The following is a 16,550-nucleotide window of genomic DNA, read 5'->3' as shown; positions in this document are numbered from 1 at the left end:
TGGACGGCCGAGCGGCGAGTACCCGCCAGGCCGTAGGGTTACGAGCCACACGCACCGGGGATGCCGGTGAGTCACCGACACTGGAAGGAAAGAACGGTCGCGATGACGGTTCCCCTGCCGACCGCCACCACGCGGTGGCGCTGCACGCTCTGCGGCAACCTCACCCGGTTCGACGTGACCCGCTCGTCGAAGGTCGTGGAGTACGTCCACCTCGACCTCGCCGGTGAGCCCACGGTCGAGGAGCGCGAGGTGGTCAGTGAGACGATCGAGTCGGTGCGCTGCCGCTGGTGCAACGCCGTGGATCAGGTGGAACTCGTGGACAGGCCGGGTGCCGGCTCCTGAGCGGAGCGGGACCCGCCGGGGCGATCCCCTCAGCCGGGGGGATCCCGCACAGGCATTGGGGTGAGACGGATGGTGGAGACCACAGGCGGGGGGCCGGGCGACGGCGCCGCCGAGGTGCTCGACCGTCCGCTGCCCGACGGAGTGCGCAGAAGAGTCGTGCAGATCGTCTCGGACGGGTTCGGCGGGCTGACCGTCGGTGAACTGCCCGCCCAGCTCAGGCAGTACGCCCGCTTCGCCCCGAACCGGCGGGCCAAGTTCGCGGGCAACGCGATGGCCGCCGCGCTGGAGACCGATCCGCTGTTCCGCCAGCGGATCGGGGAGAAGCTGAGAGAGGCCCAGCCGGAACTGGCCGGCGCCCTCGACTCCGGCTCACCGCCCCCGGCCGCGGATCCGCTCGATGTGGCGGCCGCGGCCTATGTGCTGCGGCCCACGGGCTGGGTCAAGCTCGTGACCGCGGCCGGCGAGGAGGCCCAGCGGGCCGACGCCGAGCGCGCCGACGAGGAGAGCCGGGCCGAGCTGGAGCGGGTGCGCGGCGAACTCACCCAGGCCAAGGAGCAGATCCGGGCCGAGACCGAGCGGCTGCGCACCGAGCTGGACGCGGCGCGGAAGGAAGCCGAATCGCTTCACCGCAAGCTGCGCGCCGCCCTCAGCGACGTCAAGCGCGGTGAGGCCGCGCTGCGCAAGGCGCACGGCGAGATCGAGGCGGTACGCGCCGAGGCGCACGGGCAGGTCTCCGCCGCCGAGAGCGAGACCCGGCGGCTGAAGTCCCGGCTCGGGGAGGCGGAGGCGGCCCTGGAGGCCACCCGCCGGGCGGCGCGCGAGGGCCGCAGCGTGGAGGACATGCGGGTGCGGCTGCTGCTGGACACCCTGCTCGACGCCACCCAGGGGCTGCGCCGGGAGCTGGCGCTGCCGCCGGTGTCGGTGCGTCCGGCCGAGACCGTGGACGCGGTCGAACCGGGACGTATGACACCGAAGGACATCGCCGCGCGGGCGCTGTCCGAGAACGACCCGGCGATTCTCGACCAGTTGCTGGCGCTGCCGCAGGCGCATCTGGTCGTGGACGGCTACAACGTCACCAAGACCGGCTATCCCCAGATGCCGCTGGAGAAGCAGCGGCTGCGGCTGCTCGGGCAGCTCTCCCAGCTCGCCGCCCAGACCGGCGCCGAGGTGACCTGTGTCTTCGACGGGGCCGAGCTGGCCGCGCCGGTGCTGCTGGCGCCGCCGCGCGGGGTGCGGGTGCTGTTCTCCAAGCCCGGGATCACCGCCGACGAGTTGATCCGCCAGCTGGTGCGCGCCGAGCCGCCGGGGCGTCCGGTCATCGTCGTCTCGACCGATCGCGAGGTGGCCGACGGGGTCGCCAGGGCGGGCGCCCGGCCCGTGGCATCTGCGGTGCTTCTGAAGCGACTGTCCTGAAGGTCAACCTCCGGTTGCAATGCCCGAATTGACGGAAGCGTCACGCAACGTAGCGTCAAGTGAGCATCACCGCACGTGGGTTGAAGGTAAAGAATGCGGACCGTAACCGGGATAAATCGCCCTTGGGTTTGAACTGATCACAGCGAGGTCACTAGGGTCTGCCTTCGAACCTTCGATCGGAAGATCACTGAGAAGAAGGAGTTCGCCTCCGTGGCGTCCCACCGTCGACCCAAGCAGCCGAGCCGCGCACGTGTGACCGTGCTGACCACCGCCGCCGCTGCTGCCGTGGCCATCAGCTCGCAGGCGGCCAACGCCGCTCCCAGTGAGAAGCCGAGCAAGGACGAGGTCAAGGCCAAGGTCGACAAGCTCTACGAGGAGGCCGAGCAGGCCACCGAGAAGTACAACGGCGCCAAGGAGAAGCAGGAGAAGCTCCAGAAGGAGATCTCCACGATCCAGGACAACGTCGCGCGCGGTCAGGAAGACCTCAACGAGATGCGCGACTCCATAGGCCTGGCGGCCGCCGCTCAGTACCGCACCGGCTCCATCGACTCCTCGGTCCAGCTGTTCCTCTCCTCGGACCCGGACGACTACCTCGACAAGGCCTCCACGCTCGACCAGTTGAGCAGCCAGCAGGTCGAGTCGCTCAAGAAGATCCAGGACAAGCAGCGCGAGCTCGCCCAGGACCGGGCCGAGGCCACCGAGAAGCTCAAGGACCTCGCCTCCACCCGGACCGAACTGGGCAAGAAGAAGCAGGAAGTCCAGGACAAGCTCGCCGAGGCGCAGAAGCTCCTGAACTCCCTGACCGCCGCCGAGAAGGCCGCCCTCGCCGCCGAGGAGGACCGCGCCAGCCGCTCCTCCGCCGACCGCGTCGACCTCGGCGACGCCGCGCAGGGCTCCGGCCGGGCCATGGCCGCCTTCCAGGCCGCCCAGAGCAAGATCGGCTCGCCTTACGTCTACGGCGCCTCCGGCCCCTCCTCCTTCGACTGCTCGGGCCTGACCTCCTGGGCCTTCGCCCAGGCCGGTGTCGGCATCCCGCGCACCTCGCAGGCCCAGGCCAGCTACGGCACGCGCATCTACAGCCAGTCCGACCTCAAGGTCGGCGACCTGGTCATCTTCTACAGCGACCTGCACCACGTCGGCTTCTACGCGGGCAACGGCCAGGTGCTGCACGCCCCGCGCACCGGCGCGGTGGTCCGCTACGAGTCGATCAACAACATGCCGTACCAGTTCGGCGTCCGGATCTGAGCACCCTCAAGATCACGACACCGTGCCGCCCGAACGGGCGAATCGCGTCGACCTGAACTGACCCCGCGCCCCGCCCATGACCTGCGTCTGTGGCGGGGCGTCACGTTGCGTGGCCACGGCGGTCGTTGGTCGGCGCCCCGTCGTGTGGTTACTGTCTGCCGCGTTTCCCCCTCGTGGGGAAAGTCCTGTCCGCCAGCGGAAGGGGTGCGGCTTCTCGTGGGGTCTCATCGTCGCCTTGTACCGTCCGGGTTCGACCGGGGCGCGAGCGCAGCGCTCTGTGTCATGTCAGCAGCGGCCGCCGTCCTCGGCGTCGTACCGGCCTCGGCCGCGCCGCACGACGACACCAGGGCCGAGGTGGACCGCCTCTACGAGGAGGCCGAGAAGGCCACGGAGGCCTACAACAAGGCCGACGAGCGCGCCGACGGACTGCGCGAGCAGGTGGGTGACGCACAGGACCGGATCGCCCGGCAGCAGGAGCGCATCAACTCCATGCGGGAGACGCTCGGTTCGCTGGCCGGGGCGCAGTACCGCTCCGGCGGGCTCGACCCGTCCCTGGCACTGCTGTTCTCCGACGACCCGGACGACTACCTCGACAAGGCGGCCACCCTCGGCCGGATCACCGCGCACCAGGCGGGCGAGCTGAAGGACCTCCAGGACGCGATGCGCGAACTCGCCCAGGAGCGCGCCGAGGCCTCTCACAAGCTCGGCGAGCTGGACAAGAGCCGCAAGGCCGTCGCCGCCCACAAGCGGACGGTGGAGGGGAAGCTCGCCAAGGCCCGGGCGCTGCTCAACTCCCTGCCGTCCGCCGAGCGCGCCGCCTACGACCGGGCGTCCCGCTCGGGCCGCTCCGACATGCCCGAGCTCGGGGGCGCCGCCCCGGCCTCGGGCCGCGCCGGCGCCGCGATGGCCGCCGCCCGCTCCGCCCTCGGCAAGCCCTACGTCTGGGGCGCCAACGGTCCCAGCGGTTTCGACTGTTCGGGCCTGATGCAGTGGTCGTACGCGCAGGCCGGGGTCGCCCTCCCGCGCACCTCCCAGGGGCAGCGCTTCGCCGGCCGCCAGGTCCCCCTCTCCCAGGCCCGGCCCGGCGATCTGGTCACCTACCGCGCGGACGCCTCCCATGTCGGGATGTACGTGGGCAACGGCCAGGTGATCCACGCGCCCTACCCCGGTGCGGCGGTGCGCTACGACCCGGTGGGGATGATGCCGGGGGCGACGGTCACGAGGGTCTGACGCGCGCGGCCCGGACGGGTCGGGGCGGCGCCGTGTTCCGGTGGCTGTGGTGCGGCAGGCGGTGGCGGTCGCCCAGGGTCTGACGGCGGGTCCGGGGCCGATGGTCGTCCGGTGCCGTCCGTGCCGTCCGTGCCGTCCGGTGCCGACCGGGGTCTGACCTTCGCGCGCTGATCGCCGTAACATCGCCGCATGGCTGGTCGACGGCGGGCGTCCGGGTCGGGTGCGGTGGTGGCGCTGTGTCTGCTGCTCGTCTCGCTCGTCGCGTGCGGCGGGAGTCCCCCCGTCGACGGGGTCCAGGAGTCGGTGCAGCGGGTGCTCGACCGGCGGGCGGAGGCGATCGTCGAGCGCGACGAGTCGGCCTTCGTACGGACGGGCGCGCAGAGCGGGTTCGACGATCTGCGCGCGGTGCCCTTCGAGGAATGGGCCTACCGCGTCACCGGCGTCCGGAGCACCGGTGACACCGCCACCGCCGAGGCCGAACTGCGGTACCGGGTCAGGGGCCAGGACCGGGCCCCGGTCACCGCCGCCCGCACACTGAAGCTCAGTCTGGACGCGGCGGGGGAGTGGTACGTCGAGTCCGAGCGGCCCGCGAAGAAGGCGGCCGAGCAACTCTGGGACCAGGGCCGGGTGGACGCGGTCCGGGGCGAGCGCAGCCTGGTGCTCGGGGTCGGGCAGTCCGCCGATCGGCTGCGCTCATTCGCCGACCTGGCCGACCGCGCGGTGCCCTCGGTGACGCAGGCGTGGGGCACGGAGTGGCCGCGCCGGATCGTCGTGCTCGTACCGGAGTCGCTGGAGGGGATGGCGGGGCTGCTCGGCTCACCCGCCTCGTCGTACCGGGGGATCGCGGCGGTCACCACCGGCGAGACCGGCGCCCCCGCCGAGGCGCCCGCGGACCGGATCATCCTCAACCCGGTCGCGTACGGCGTCCTCGGCCAGAGCGGCAAGCAGGTCGTGCTCACCCACGAGGCGACCCACGTCGCCACCCGGGCGCACACCAGCGCCGCCACCCCGCTCTGGCTCTCCGAGGGCTACGCAGACTGGGTCGGCTACCTCGGTTCGGGCCGCACGCCCTCCGACGCCGCGCCCGAACTGTGGCGGGCGGTGACCGAGGGCCGGGTCCCGGCGGGCCTGCCGACCGACGAGGACTTCGGGTTCACCGGTGACTCGGCCGGGCTCGCGCAGGCCTACGAGAGCGGCTGGATGGCCTGCCGGATGATCGCGGACCGCTGGGGCGAGGTACGGCTCGGCGAGTTCTACCGGGCCGTCGGCGCGCACGAGAAGCGGCCGGGCGCGGTCGAGGACGCGATGGAGAAGGTCCTCGGCACGACGCTGGAGGACTTCACCTGGCAGTGGCGCGACTACCTGCGCGGCCAGTTCACCTGACCCCACGCCCGGTGCGCCGCCGCGGCCAGTTCGCCTGATGCCGCGTCCGGTCGCTGGTGCGGTGAGTTCGCGTGGCCCCGTGCCAGCGCTCTTGGCGCGGTGAGTTCGCGTGGCCCCGTGCCAGCGCTCTTGGCGCGGTGAGTTCGCCTGACCTCGTGCCCGAGCCCCCGGCGCGATCAGTGCGCCTGATCGCGCGCCCGCCCCCGGCGTGATCACTTCGCCCCCTCCAGTTCCTCGATCGCCTCCGCGAGCCACGTCCGCTCGGCCGTCCCCGTGGCCCGCGCTACCCGCAGCATTCCCTGGCGGAACAGATCGCCGGCCTCCTCCGCGCGTACCGGCTCGCCCTCCCGGTAGAAGAAGCTCGACGGTGTGCGCAGGAACTCCAGTCGGCGGCGGAGCACGGCGGCCTGCTCAGCCGGCTCGGGCAGATGCCGCAGGAACGCCAGCAGGGTGTTGAAGCGGACCTGGTCGGTGATCTCCGCCTGCTTGGGGTGGCGCAGGCGTTCCAGCAACTCGGCGCGGCCCTCCTCGGTCAGCGACAGCGTCCGGCGCGGGGCGGCGCTCACGCCGGGCTCGGTGCGCTGGTCGAGCAGACCGGCCTTGGTGAGCCGGGTGATCGCCGGGTAGAGGGCGCCGTCGCTGACCGGCCGGACATGACCGCTGAGCGCGGTGATGCGCTCCTTCAACTCGTACCCGTGCAGCGGCTCTTCGGCCAGAAAGCCGAGGATCGACAGCTCCAGCACCGGTTCCTCCTTGCGGGTGTCGTACGCGTCATGCTACCTCTAACCGAGATACCTCGAAACGAGGTAGCACCTTGTCGCCGGCTCAGGGGGACCCGTGCACACGCATCGCCAGCAGCTCATCGCGCTCGCCCACCCCGTCTACTTCTCCCTGCTGGCCTCCGTCGCCGCCGGGATCATCAACACCGTCTGGGTCTCCCGGCTGGGCGGCCCGGCCGTCGCCGCCGTGGCCGTGGCGACCAACACCGAGAACGTGCTGCTGGGCATCGCCCTGGTCTTCGGCTCCGGCACGACCGTGCTGGTCGCGCACGCCAGGGGCGCCCGCGACCCGGTGGCGCTGCGGGCCGCCGTACGCGGTGGGTGGACGCTGTACGCCCTGGTCACACCGGTCGTCGTGCTGGCCGGTCTGCCGCTGCGGGAGCCCCTGGCCCGGCTGGTCCTCGGCGGCGACGGGCCGGCGGTGCCGCTCGCCACCGCCTACTTCGCGATCTCCCTGCCCGGCATCGCCGTCTTCTTCGCGCAGACCCTGCTCGACGGCATCCTCAAGGGCGCCGGCGACACCCGTACCCCGATGCGCCTGGCCCTGCTCGCCAACGGCCTGATCCTCGTCGTGGACCCCTTCGCGATCCACTTCCACGGCGTCCAGGGCGCCGCCGCCGCCACGGTCCTGTGCCGCGCGCTGGCGCTGGGCGTGGGACTGGTCGCCCTGCGCCGCAACGAGCTGCTGCGGTCGAGCGCGCGGATCAGGGCCGGGGCCTCCCCGCGCCGGACGCTCGCCACCGGGCTGCCCATGGCCGCCGACTTCACCGTGCGCCAGGGCGGTGCCCTGGTCCTGGTCGCGATCGTGGCCCGGCTCGGGGTGACGGCGGTGGCCGCCTACTCGATCGCCTACAAGGTCCTGTACCTGGCCACCATGGCCTTCTACGCCGTGCGCCAGGCCGCCGCCATCCACACCGCCCACAGCATCGGTGCCGGGCGGGACGAGCGGCGGGCCATCGGGCGGCAGGCGGTGCTGGTGTCCGGGGCGGTGGGGCTCGCGGCGGCCGCCCTGCTCGCGGTCGGCGCGCCCTGGGTCATGGCCGCCTTCGGCGCCGGGCCGGAGGTCGCCCGGGAAGGCGTGCTGTTCCTGCGCTGTATCGGGCCCTATCTCGTGCTCATGGCCTGCTGCATCGCGCTCGGCGGGGTCTTCGAGGGCGGTGGAAACGCGCCGGCGCTGCTGCGCGTGACCGTCGTCGGTACGGCCGTACAGCTGCCGCTGGCCCACGGGCTGTCCGGGCTGGGTCTGCCGGGGGTGTGTCTGGCGCTGGGGCTCGCGATGGCGCTGCAGGGCGCTCTGCTGCTGCGACAGGTCCGTCAGGAGGGCAGCGAGGTCTCCTTGGCGCGGGTGGGCTGAGGCGGGACGGGCGCGGGGGCGGAGGCGGTCACCGTGGAGCGCCACAGGGCCCGGGCGGCCAGCACCGTGGCCAGGACCAGCAGACCGTTGCGAAGGAAGAGCAGGGTGATCCCGAGGGCGTCGCTCGACACCACGTGCGCGAACCAGACGGGGAACTCCAGCACCGTCACCAGCGACGCCGCCAGCACCAGCACGACCGGCACACCCATCCGGCTCCCCCGGAAGCACCAGCACACCGCCGCCAGGCCGACCAGCCACACCATGTACTGCGGGCTGATCACCCGGCTGGTGGTCGTGAACATCAGCACCCCCACGAAGGCCGCGTCCGCGAGGGTGTGCGGGAGGAATCGGTTCGCCCTGAACCGCCACAGCAGCAGCCAGCCGAAGGCGACCCCGGTCAGCACCAGCGCGGCCGTGCTGACCACGTCCACGTACGGGCCGAGGAACTCCACCGACCCGTAGTTCAGCAGCACCTGTCCGTCCCAGCCGAAGTGCCGGGCCACATGGAAGACCAGGGCGCCGAGCGACTCCACCTCCGTGCCGCGGTCCCGCTGGAAGGTCAGGAACGCGAACGCCCCCGGCATCGCCAGCCAGAACAGCGCCGCCACAAAACCCGCGGTCGCCGCGGCCGACGCCCAGGCCGAGCGGCGACGGGCGGCCACCAGCAGCAGCACCGGCCACACCTTCAGCAGCGCGGCGAACGCCGTCAGCGCGCCCATCACCCGGGGGTGCCGGGCGCCCGCGAGCAGCGCGGCCACCGCCACGGCGGTCACCATCACGTCGTAGCGGGCGTACACGGTCGGTCCGAGCAGCGGTACGCCCACGGCCCACACCCAGGCCCCGCGCAGGCGCCGGCCCGGACGCAGGCCCGTGTACACCAGCAGGGCGAGGACGGCGACGTCGGCGGCGAAGGCCAGCACGAAGAACGCGGAGGCGTAGTCCAGGTAGAACAGCAGCGCGGGGGAGAGGATCGCGAGGGCCGCGGCGGGCGGGTACTGCCAGGTGACGTCGTCCTGCGGGAACGTTCCGGTGCGCAGGACCTCGTACCAGCCCTGGTAGATCACCGACACGTCACTGGTGACGTCCGGGCCGGGAAAGACGTACACCTTGAACACGAAGAGCAGCAGAACCACCCTGGTCAGGGCCCAGATGCCGAGCAGCCCCGCCAGGGATCGCCGTGTGCCCGTCGTCTCCACTGGTCCCCTGCCGTTCGTGCGCGTCCCGGTGTCCGCCTCAAGGGGAACATGATGTCCCGGGAAGCTGTGGGTCGGCCACCGGCACGGCCGTGACCTGCTGCGGGCGGTGCTCCGATAAGGTCGGCCGCGATGCACAAGACGCTCATCGTGACCAACGACTTCCCGCCCCGCCCCGGCGGCATCCAGGCCTTCCTGCACAACATGGCGCTACGGCTGGATCCGCAGCGGCTGGTCGTCTACGCCTCCACCTGGAAGCGGAGCCGGGAGGGCCTCGAGGCCACGGCGGCCTTCGACGCCGAGCAGCCCTTCACCGTCGTCCGCGACTCCACGACGATGCTGCTGCCCACGCCGGGGGCGACCCGGCGGGCGGTCGGTCTGTTGCGCGAGCACGGCTGTACGTCGGTGTGGTTCGGGGCGGCGGCCCCGCTCGGACTGATGGCTCCCGCGCTGCGGGCGGCCGGTGCCGAGCGGCTGGTCGCCACGACCCACGGGCACGAGGCCGGCTGGGCCCAGCTGCCCGCCTCCCGGCAGCTGCTGCGCCGGATCGGGGAGTCGACGGACACGATCACCTATCTCGGCGAGTACACGCGCTCGCGGATCTCGACCGCGCTGTCGGCCGAAGCGGCCTCGCGGATGGTCCAGCTGCCGCCGGGTGTCGACGAGAAGACCTTCCACCCCGGCTCCGGTGGCGCCGAGGTGCGGGCCCGGCTCGGCCTGACCGACCGCCCGGTGGTCGTCTGCGTCTCCCGGCTGGTCCCGCGCAAGGGCCAGGACACGCTGATCCTCGCGATGCCCCGGATCCTGCTGAAGGAGCCGGACGCGGTCCTGCTGATCGTCGGCGGCGGACCGTACGAGAAGGAACTGCGGCACCTGGCCCGCGAGACCCGGGTGGCCGACTCGGTCCGCTTCACCGGCGCGGTCCCGTGGTCCGAGCTCCCCGCCCACTACGGCGCCGGTGACGTCTTCGCCATGCCGTGCCGCACCCGGCGGCGCGGTCTGGACGTGGAGGGCCTCGGCATCGTCTACCTGGAGGCCTCGGCGACGGGTCTGCCGGTCGTCGCGGGCGACTCGGGCGGCGCGCCGGACGCGGTCCTGGACGGTGAGACCGGCTGGGTGGTGCGGGGCGGTTCGCCGGAGCAGGCGGCCGACCGGATCACCGCTCTCCTGGGCGACCCCGAGCTGCGCCGCCGGATGGGCGAGCGGGGCCGGGAGTGGGTCGAGGAGAAGTGGCGCTGGGACCTGCTGGCGGAGAAGTTGAAAACGCTGCTGTAAAGCATGCCCGTGGTCTAGGCGGAAGCCAATAATCCGCCCATTCTCCGGACATGACAGCAAAACTGATGCAACGTCAGCTGACGAGACGTCACATCTTGGGCATGGTGGCCCTGCAGACGGCCGCCGCGTCCGGTCTCACCCGCATCGGTCTCCAGTCGGCGTCGGCAGTCGAGCCCGCCGCCGTGGACAACGCCCCCGCGATCGTGGTCGGTTCGGGGTACGGCAGTTCCGTCGCCGCCCTGCGCCTCGGCCAGGCGGGGATCCGTACGATCGTGATCGAGATGGGCCGGCTGTGGAACACGGCCGGACCCGACGGAAAGGTCTTCTGCTCCACCACCGCCCCGGACCAGCGCTCCATGTGGTTCCGCAACCGCACCGAGGCCCCGCTGGCCACCTTCCTGTGGCTGGACGTCGTCAACAAGGACATCAACCCCTATCCCGGCGTCCTGGACCGGGTGCACTTCGCGAACATCTCGGTGTTCGTGGGCCGCGGTGTCGGCGGCGGCTCCCTGGTCAACGGCGGCATGGCGGTCACCCCGCTCAAGTCGTACTTCGAGGAGCAGTTCCCCTCCGTCGACGCGGACGAGATGTACGCCACCTACTACCCCCGGGCCCGCTCCATGCTCGGCGTCAACAGCATCGACCCGGCCTGGTTCGAGTCCACCGAGTGGTACCGCTACACCCGGATCTCCCGCAAGCACGCCGCCAACGCCGGTCTGCGGACCACCTTCGTGCCGAACGTCTACGACTTCGGCCACATGCAGCGCGAGGCGGCCGGCACCGCGCCCAGGTCGGCACTCGCCGGTGAGGTGATGTACGGCAACAACCAGGGCAAACGCAGCCTGGACAAGTCCTACCTGGCCGCCGCGCTCGGCACCGGGAACGTCACGATCCACACCCTGGAGCGGGTGACCTCGATCAGCCGGGCCGGGGACGGGACGTACCTGCTCACCACCCAGCGCATCGACGAGACCGGCGCGGTCGTCGGGACCAAGGAGTACAACTGCACGTACCTCTTCCTTGGCGGCGGCAGCCTCGGCACCACCGAACTGCTGCTGCGGGCGCGGGAGACGGGCGCGCTGCCCGCGCTCGACGCGAGCGTCGGCACCGGCTGGGGCACCAACGGCAACGTGATGCTCGGGCGGGCCAACCACCTGTGGGACACGGTCGGGGTGAACCAGTCGACGATGCCGGTGATGGGCATCGACGACTGGGCGAACACCGCCAACCCGGTCTTCGCGGAGATCGCCCCGCTGCCGACCGGGCTGGAGAACTGGGTGAGCCTCTATCTGGCGATCACCAAGAACCAGGAACGGGCGTCGTTCTCCCTCTCGGGCGGCTCGCTGGCACTGAACTGGACCGCGGCCCAGAGCGCGGTCTCGTCCGCCATGGCCAAGAAGCTGTTCGACCGGATCAACCGGGCCAACGCCACGATCTACCGGTACGACCTGTTCGGCTCGCCCAGCCGGGCCTTCGCCGACAACTTCACCTACCACCCACTGGGCGGCTGCGTGCTCGGCCGGGCGACCGACAACTACGGCCGGGTGAAGGGGTACCCGAAGCTGTACGTCACCGACGGCTCGCTCGTGCCCGGGTCGCTCGGCGTGAACCCCTTCGTCACGATCACCGCGCTCGCCGAACGCACGATGGCGCGGGTCCTCGTGGAGGACACCGCGCCATAGCGTCGTACGACGTGACTACTTCGCGTAGATCGCCTCGATCTCCTGCGCGAAGTCCTTCGCCACCACGTTCCGCTTGAGCTTCAGCGAGGGCGTCAGGTGGCCCGACTCCTCCGTGAACTGGGAGGACAGAATGCGGAACTTCCGCACCGATTCCGCCTTGGACACCGCGGCGTTGCCGTCGTCGATCGCCGACTGGATGGCCGCCATCAGGTCCGCGTCCTCGTGCAGCGACGCCGCGGTGGCACCCGCGGGCTTGCCGTGCTCGGCGGCCCAGCGGCCCAGGAACTCCTCGTCGATGGTGACCAGCGCGCCCACGAACGGCCGACCGTCACCCACCACCATGCACTCCGCGACCAGCGCGTGCGCCCGGATCCGGTCCTCGATCACGGCCGGGGCGACGTTCTTGCCGCCCGCGGTGACGAGGATCTCCTTCTTGCGGCCGGTGATCCTCAGGTAGCCGTCCTCGTCGAGGGTGCCGATGTCACCGGAGTGGAACCAGCCGTCGGCCAACGCCTCCTCGGTGGCGCCCGGGTTGTTCCAGTACTCCTTGAAGATGTGCTCGCCGTGCAGCAGCACCTCGCCGTCGTCGGCGATGCGCACCACCGATCCGGGCAGCGGCTGGCCGACCGTGCCGATCTTCTGCCGGTCCCAGGGGTTGAAGGCGGTGGCCGCGCAGGTCTCGGTCAGGCCGTAGCCCTCCAGGACCGTGAAGCCGATCCCGCGGAAGAAGTGACCGAGGCGCTCGCCGAGCGGGGCGCCGCCGGAGATGGCGAACTCGCCCCGGCCGCCGAGGACCGCGCGCAGCTTGCTGAAGACGAGCTTGTCGAAGACCTTGTGCTTGATCCGCAGGCCGACCGACGGGCCGGACGGGGTGTCCAGGGCCTGGCTGTAGGCGATGGCCGTGTCCGCCGCCTTGTCGAAGATCTTGCCCTTGCCGTCCGCCTGCGCCTTGGCGCGCGCCGAGTTGTAGACCTTCTCGAAGACGCGCGGCACACCGAGGATCAGCGTCGGCCGGAAGTCGGCCAGCTCGTCGGTGAGGTTCTTGATGTCCGGCAGACAGCCCAGCTTGATCGGCGCGATCATCGGGGCGATCTGCACCAGCCGGCCGAAGACGTGCGCGAGCGGCAGGAAGAGCAGCACCGAGCACTCGCCGGTACGGAACAGCGGCCGCAGCCGCTCGACGATGTTGCCGCACTCGGCGAAGAAGTTGCGGTGGGTGAGCACACAGCCCTTGGGGCGGCCGGTCGTGCCGGAGGTGTACACGATCGTCGCCGCGTCGTCGGCCTTCGCCAGCGAGCTGCGCTCCTCGACCGTCTTGTCGCTGACGTCCTGGCCGAGCCGGCCCAGCTCCTCGATGCCGCCGGCCTCGATCTGCCAGACGTGCTTGAGGGCGGGCAGCCGGTCGCGCACCGACTCCACGGCGGCCGTGTGGTTGTCCAGCTCGGTCAGCACGGCGGTCGCGCCCGAGTCGCCGAGGATCCACTGCACCTGCTCGGGGGAGCTGGTCTCGTACACCGGCACGGTGACCGCGCCCGCGGACCAGATCGCGAAGTCCAGCAGCGTCCACTCGTAGCGGGTGCGCGACATCAGGGCGATCCGGTCGCCCGGCTGCACTCCGGCCGCGATGAGCCCCTTCGCGGCCGCGCGCACCTCGGCGAGGAAGGCGGTGGCCGTCACGTCCTGCCACGCCCCGCCGACCTTGCGGGCGATGACGGCGACGTCGGGATGCTGCGCGGCGTTTCTGCGGACGATGTCGGTCAGATTGCCGTCCGCAGGGACCTCGTACATGGCCGGAAGGCTGAACTCGCGCAAGACTGCTGCTCCTCATAGGGCGCCGGCGCCACGACGTTGTGTGATGCGACGGTCCGGTCCAAGGCTCGGGCAGGTACTCAGGGATCTCGGTGGTTGAAATCCTGAGCACGACTGGACTGCCCGGACGTTACCCGCCGGTATGGCTTCTTCGACAGGGGGTCCCGGCGAGATGTTCGCTGCGTCACACAGATCGGTACTGCATGAATGGGTGGTTCTGCGCGCACAGTAGTCGACGCGTTTGACGACTAGCCAGTAACCGCAGGTCCGGCCGCCACTGTTCACGCCTGCCGCACACGCTTACGCTTGATCGCCATGGCATCCACACCAGCCGGCAACAGCAGGACGCGCGTACACGTGGTCAGCGACGTACACGGCAACGTCCGGGACCTGGCCAGCGCCGGTGACGGCGCGGACGCCCTGATCTGCCTGGGTGACCTGGTCCTCTTCCTCGACTACGCCGACCACTCCCGCGGCATCTTCCCCGACCTCTTCGGCGCGGAGAACGCCGACCGCATCGTCGAGCTGCGCACCGCCCGCCGCTACGACGAGGCCCGCGAGTTCGGCGCCCGGCTGTGGGCCGGGATCGGCGCGGACCGCGGCGCGGTGATCGAGAAGGCGGTACGCAAGCAGTACGCCGAGATGTTCGCGGTGTTTCCCACGCCGACGTACGCGACGTACGGCAATGTCGACATGCCGCCCTTGTGGCCCGAGTACGCGGGACCGGGCACCACCGTGCTCGACGGGGAGCGGGTGGAGATCGGCGGCTGGACCTTCGGCTTCGTCGGCGGCGGCCTGCGCACCCCCATGCGCACGCCGTACGAGATCAGCGACGAGGAATACGCGGCCAAGATCGAGGCGGTCGGGGAGGTGGACGTGCTCTGCACCCACATCCCCCCGGAGGTGCCGGAACTGGTCTACGACACGGTGGCTCGCCGCTTCGAGCGGGGCAGCAAGGCGCTGCTCGCCGCGATCCGGCGCACCAGGCCGCGGTACTCGCTCTTCGGTCATGTCCATCAGCCGCTGGTGCGCCGGATGCGGATCGGCTCCACGGAGTGCGTGAACGTGGGGCACTTCGCCGGGAGCGGGAAGCCGTGGGCGCTGGAGTTCGGCGGGTCGGGTGCGCGGTAGCCTTCACGCTGCACACACGTGCGCATGAGGACGACCTACCGGACCGCATCTGGAGGAGCCACGGCGATGGCGGAACACACCAGCTCGAGCATCACGATCGAGGCGGCACCGGCCGACGTCATGGAGGTGATCGCCGACTTCGCCCGCTACCCGGACTGGACCGGCGAGGTGAAGCAGGCGGAGGTCCTCCAGTCGGATCCGCAGGGGCGGGCCGAGCAGGTGCGGCTCGTGATGGACGCGGGTGCGATCAAGGACGACCAGGTACTGGCGTACACCTGGACCGGGGAGCACGAGGTCTCCTGGACGCTGGTGAAGTCCCAGATGCTGCGGTCGCTGGACGGCTCGTACATCCTGAAGCCGGCGGGAGCGGGGTCGACCGAGGTCACGTACGTGCTGACGGTGGACGTCAAGATCCCGATGCTCGGGATGATCAAGCGGAAGGCCGAGAAGGTCATCATCGACCGGGCGCTGGCCGGGCTGAAGAAGCGGGTCGAGGCGGGATCCAAGTAACCGGTGGGCGGCTGGGTGTCCGTTACCGTTCACCCTCATGCGCACCATCCTGATCACCGGCCCTGGCGGTGGCGGTCGTACGACCGTCGCCGCCGCCACCGCGCTCCGTGCCGCTCGTGAGGGCAGCCGGACCCTGCTGCTCAGCGGTGACCGGGCCGACACCGTCGGCGCTGTGCTCGGGGCGGGGGCCGACCCGAACCTCACCGTCTGGCGGCCCGACGCCGCCGCCGGATTCCGGGACGATCTCGCCGCCTTCCAGGAACGCGCCACCGCCGCCCTCGATCTCCTCGGCGCCTCCCGGCTGGACCCCGAGGAGGTCACCCCCCTTCCGGGCGCCGAGGAGCTGACCCTGCTCCGGGCCCTGCGCGACGCCGCCCTCTCCGAGCGGCACGACCTGCTCGTCGTCGATCTTCCGGCCACTCCGCACGCCCTCGCGCTGCTCGCCCTGCCCGAGGAACTGCGCCGGTACCTGCGCCGGCTGCTGCCGCCGGAGCGGCAGGCGGCCCGCGCGCTGCGGCCCGTGCTCGGGCGGCTGGCCGGGGTCCCGATGCCCGCCGAGTGGCTGTACGAGACCGCCGCCCGCTGGGACGTCGAGCTGGCCGCCGTGGAGGCCGTCGTCGCCGACAGGCGCACCGCCGTACGACTCGTCGCCGAGCCCGGCCCGGCCGGCGCCGACGCCGTACGGGCCGCGACCCTCGCCCTCGCCCTGCGCGGACTGCGCCCCGACGTCCTGATCGCCAACCGCTCCGCACCCGAGGACTGGCCCGCCGGCCTCGTCGCCCAGCAGCGCAAGACCCTGGAGGAGTGGCGGGAGTCGTACGACGTCCAGGTCGTCCCGCACCTCGGGCACGACCCGCGCGGCACCGACGACCTGGAGGCCCTGGACGTCCCCGTCAACCCCACCGCCTCCACGGTCGAGTGGCCCGTCACCGACAGCCTCGCCGCCGACGGCGTGCTGGTGTGGCACATCCCGCTGCCCGGCGCCATACGCGATGATCTCGACCTCGTCCGGCGCGGTGACGAACTCGTCCTCACCGCAGGGCCGTTCCGCCGTATCGTCCCCCTGCCGTCCGCCCTGCGCCGCTGCACCGTCGACGGCGCCGCGCTGCGCGAGGGCGAGCTGCGCGTCCGGTTCGCCCCCGACCCCAAGCTGTGGCCCGGGACCCGGTGAAGCCGGTACGCCCGTTCGGGTAACGTCGTAGGG

Annotated in this window: 14 protein-coding genes; 11 read left to right on the top strand and 3 right to left on the bottom strand. The window is 71.6% G+C overall.

The window, feature by feature from the left end; all coding sequences use genetic code 11:
- Positions 1-102 precede the first annotated feature (102 nt).
- The 5 genes from ACWDRW_RS35595 to ACWDRW_RS35575 all read left to right on the top strand — a co-directional run bounded on the left by ACWDRW_RS35595 (position 103) and on the right by ACWDRW_RS35575 (position 5,613).
- The gene (locus ACWDRW_RS35595; RefSeq protein WP_014672226.1) at positions 103-342 is read left to right on the top strand and encodes a hypothetical protein; all 240 of its coding nucleotides are present in this window, start codon (positions 103-105) and stop codon (positions 340-342) included.
- 69 nt (positions 343-411) lie between these two features.
- On the top strand, positions 412-1,755 hold the full coding sequence (locus ACWDRW_RS35590; protein ID WP_451731152.1) for an NYN domain-containing protein: 1,344 nt from the start codon (positions 412-414) through the stop codon (positions 1,753-1,755).
- A 210-nt stretch (positions 1,756-1,965) separates the two neighbouring features.
- Complete coding sequence (locus ACWDRW_RS35585; RefSeq protein WP_451731149.1) at positions 1,966-3,000, top strand: NlpC/P60 family protein; 1,035 nt, start codon at positions 1,966-1,968, stop codon at positions 2,998-3,000.
- 216 nt (positions 3,001-3,216) lie between these two features.
- Positions 3,217-4,230 (top strand): NlpC/P60 family protein, encoded by a 1,014-nt coding sequence (locus tag ACWDRW_RS35580; protein ID WP_451731146.1) that lies wholly within the window; start codon positions 3,217-3,219, stop codon positions 4,228-4,230.
- 189 nt (positions 4,231-4,419) lie between these two features.
- Entirely contained in the window at positions 4,420-5,613 is a 1,194-nt protein-coding gene (locus ACWDRW_RS35575) for a hypothetical protein (protein ID WP_451731143.1), read from the top strand.
- A 212-nt stretch (positions 5,614-5,825) separates the two neighbouring features.
- Here the strand turns inward: ACWDRW_RS35575 and ACWDRW_RS35570 are convergent, their stop codons facing one another.
- Positions 5,826-6,356: a PadR family transcriptional regulator gene (locus tag ACWDRW_RS35570; protein WP_451731139.1), complete on the bottom strand. Its 531-nt coding sequence runs from the start codon at positions 6,354-6,356 to the stop codon at positions 5,826-5,828.
- 94 nt (positions 6,357-6,450) lie between these two features.
- Here ACWDRW_RS35570 and ACWDRW_RS35565 point away from each other — a divergent pair, with 94 nt between their 5' ends.
- Positions 6,451-7,746: an MATE family efflux transporter gene (locus ACWDRW_RS35565; RefSeq protein WP_451731136.1), complete on the top strand. Its 1,296-nt coding sequence runs from the start codon at positions 6,451-6,453 to the stop codon at positions 7,744-7,746.
- Here ACWDRW_RS35565 and ACWDRW_RS35560 read toward each other — a convergent pair.
- Positions 7,707-8,942: a glycosyltransferase 87 family protein gene (locus tag ACWDRW_RS35560; RefSeq protein ID WP_451731133.1), complete on the bottom strand. Its 1,236-nt coding sequence runs from the start codon at positions 8,940-8,942 to the stop codon at positions 7,707-7,709. The genes ACWDRW_RS35565 and ACWDRW_RS35560 overlap by 40 nt on opposite strands.
- 129 nt (positions 8,943-9,071) lie before the next feature.
- Here ACWDRW_RS35560 and ACWDRW_RS35555 point away from each other — a divergent pair, with 129 nt between their 5' ends.
- On the top strand, positions 9,072-10,214 hold the full coding sequence (locus tag ACWDRW_RS35555; protein ID WP_451731130.1) for a glycosyltransferase family 4 protein: 1,143 nt from the start codon (positions 9,072-9,074) through the stop codon (positions 10,212-10,214).
- 65 nt (positions 10,215-10,279) lie between these two features.
- Positions 10,280-11,896: a GMC oxidoreductase gene (locus tag ACWDRW_RS35550; protein ID WP_451731193.1), complete on the top strand. Its 1,617-nt coding sequence runs from the start codon at positions 10,280-10,282 to the stop codon at positions 11,894-11,896.
- 15 nt (positions 11,897-11,911) lie between these two features.
- Here the strand turns inward: ACWDRW_RS35550 and ACWDRW_RS35545 are convergent, their stop codons facing one another.
- Positions 11,912-13,708: an AMP-dependent synthetase/ligase gene (locus tag ACWDRW_RS35545; RefSeq protein WP_451731127.1), complete on the bottom strand. Its 1,797-nt coding sequence runs from the start codon at positions 13,706-13,708 to the stop codon at positions 11,912-11,914.
- 312 nt (positions 13,709-14,020) lie between these two features.
- Here ACWDRW_RS35545 and ACWDRW_RS35540 point away from each other — a divergent pair, with 312 nt between their 5' ends.
- The 3 genes from ACWDRW_RS35540 to ACWDRW_RS35530 all read left to right on the top strand — a co-directional run bounded on the left by ACWDRW_RS35540 (position 14,021) and on the right by ACWDRW_RS35530 (position 16,517).
- The gene (locus ACWDRW_RS35540) at positions 14,021-14,836 is read left to right on the top strand and encodes a metallophosphoesterase family protein (RefSeq protein WP_451731124.1); all 816 of its coding nucleotides are present in this window, start codon (positions 14,021-14,023) and stop codon (positions 14,834-14,836) included.
- Positions 14,837-14,902: 66 nt separating this feature from the next.
- The gene (locus tag ACWDRW_RS35535) at positions 14,903-15,346 is read left to right on the top strand and encodes an SRPBCC family protein (protein WP_451731121.1); all 444 of its coding nucleotides are present in this window, start codon (positions 14,903-14,905) and stop codon (positions 15,344-15,346) included.
- 37 nt (positions 15,347-15,383) lie between these two features.
- Entirely contained in the window at positions 15,384-16,517 is a 1,134-nt protein-coding gene (locus ACWDRW_RS35530) for an ArsA family ATPase (RefSeq protein ID WP_451731118.1), read from the top strand.
- The last annotated feature ends 33 nt before the right edge of the window (positions 16,518-16,550 follow it).

The sequence above is a fragment of the Streptomyces sp. NPDC003635 genome, from assembly GCF_053587635.1.
This window is presented reverse-complemented; position numbering and strand designations above follow the sequence as displayed.

Excerpts from the sequence above, each read along its gene's own strand:
- ACWDRW_RS35595 (WP_014672226.1), top strand. The coding sequence starts at position 103 with ATGACGGTTCCCCTGCCGACCGCCACCACGCGGTGGCGCTGCACGCTC.
- ACWDRW_RS35590 (WP_451731152.1), top strand. The coding sequence starts at position 412 with ATGGTGGAGACCACAGGCGGGGGGCCGGGCGACGGCGCCGCCGAGGTG.
- ACWDRW_RS35575 (WP_451731143.1), top strand. The coding sequence starts at position 4,420 with ATGGCTGGTCGACGGCGGGCGTCCGGGTCGGGTGCGGTGGTGGCGCTG.
- ACWDRW_RS35555 (WP_451731130.1), top strand. The coding sequence starts at position 9,072 with ATGCACAAGACGCTCATCGTGACCAACGACTTCCCGCCCCGCCCCGGC.
- ACWDRW_RS35550 (WP_451731193.1), top strand. The coding sequence starts at position 10,280 with ATGCAACGTCAGCTGACGAGACGTCACATCTTGGGCATGGTGGCCCTG.
- ACWDRW_RS35540 (WP_451731124.1), top strand. The coding sequence starts at position 14,021 with ATGGCATCCACACCAGCCGGCAACAGCAGGACGCGCGTACACGTGGTC.
- ACWDRW_RS35535 (WP_451731121.1), top strand. The coding sequence starts at position 14,903 with ATGGCGGAACACACCAGCTCGAGCATCACGATCGAGGCGGCACCGGCC.
- ACWDRW_RS35530 (WP_451731118.1), top strand. The coding sequence starts at position 15,384 with ATGCGCACCATCCTGATCACCGGCCCTGGCGGTGGCGGTCGTACGACC.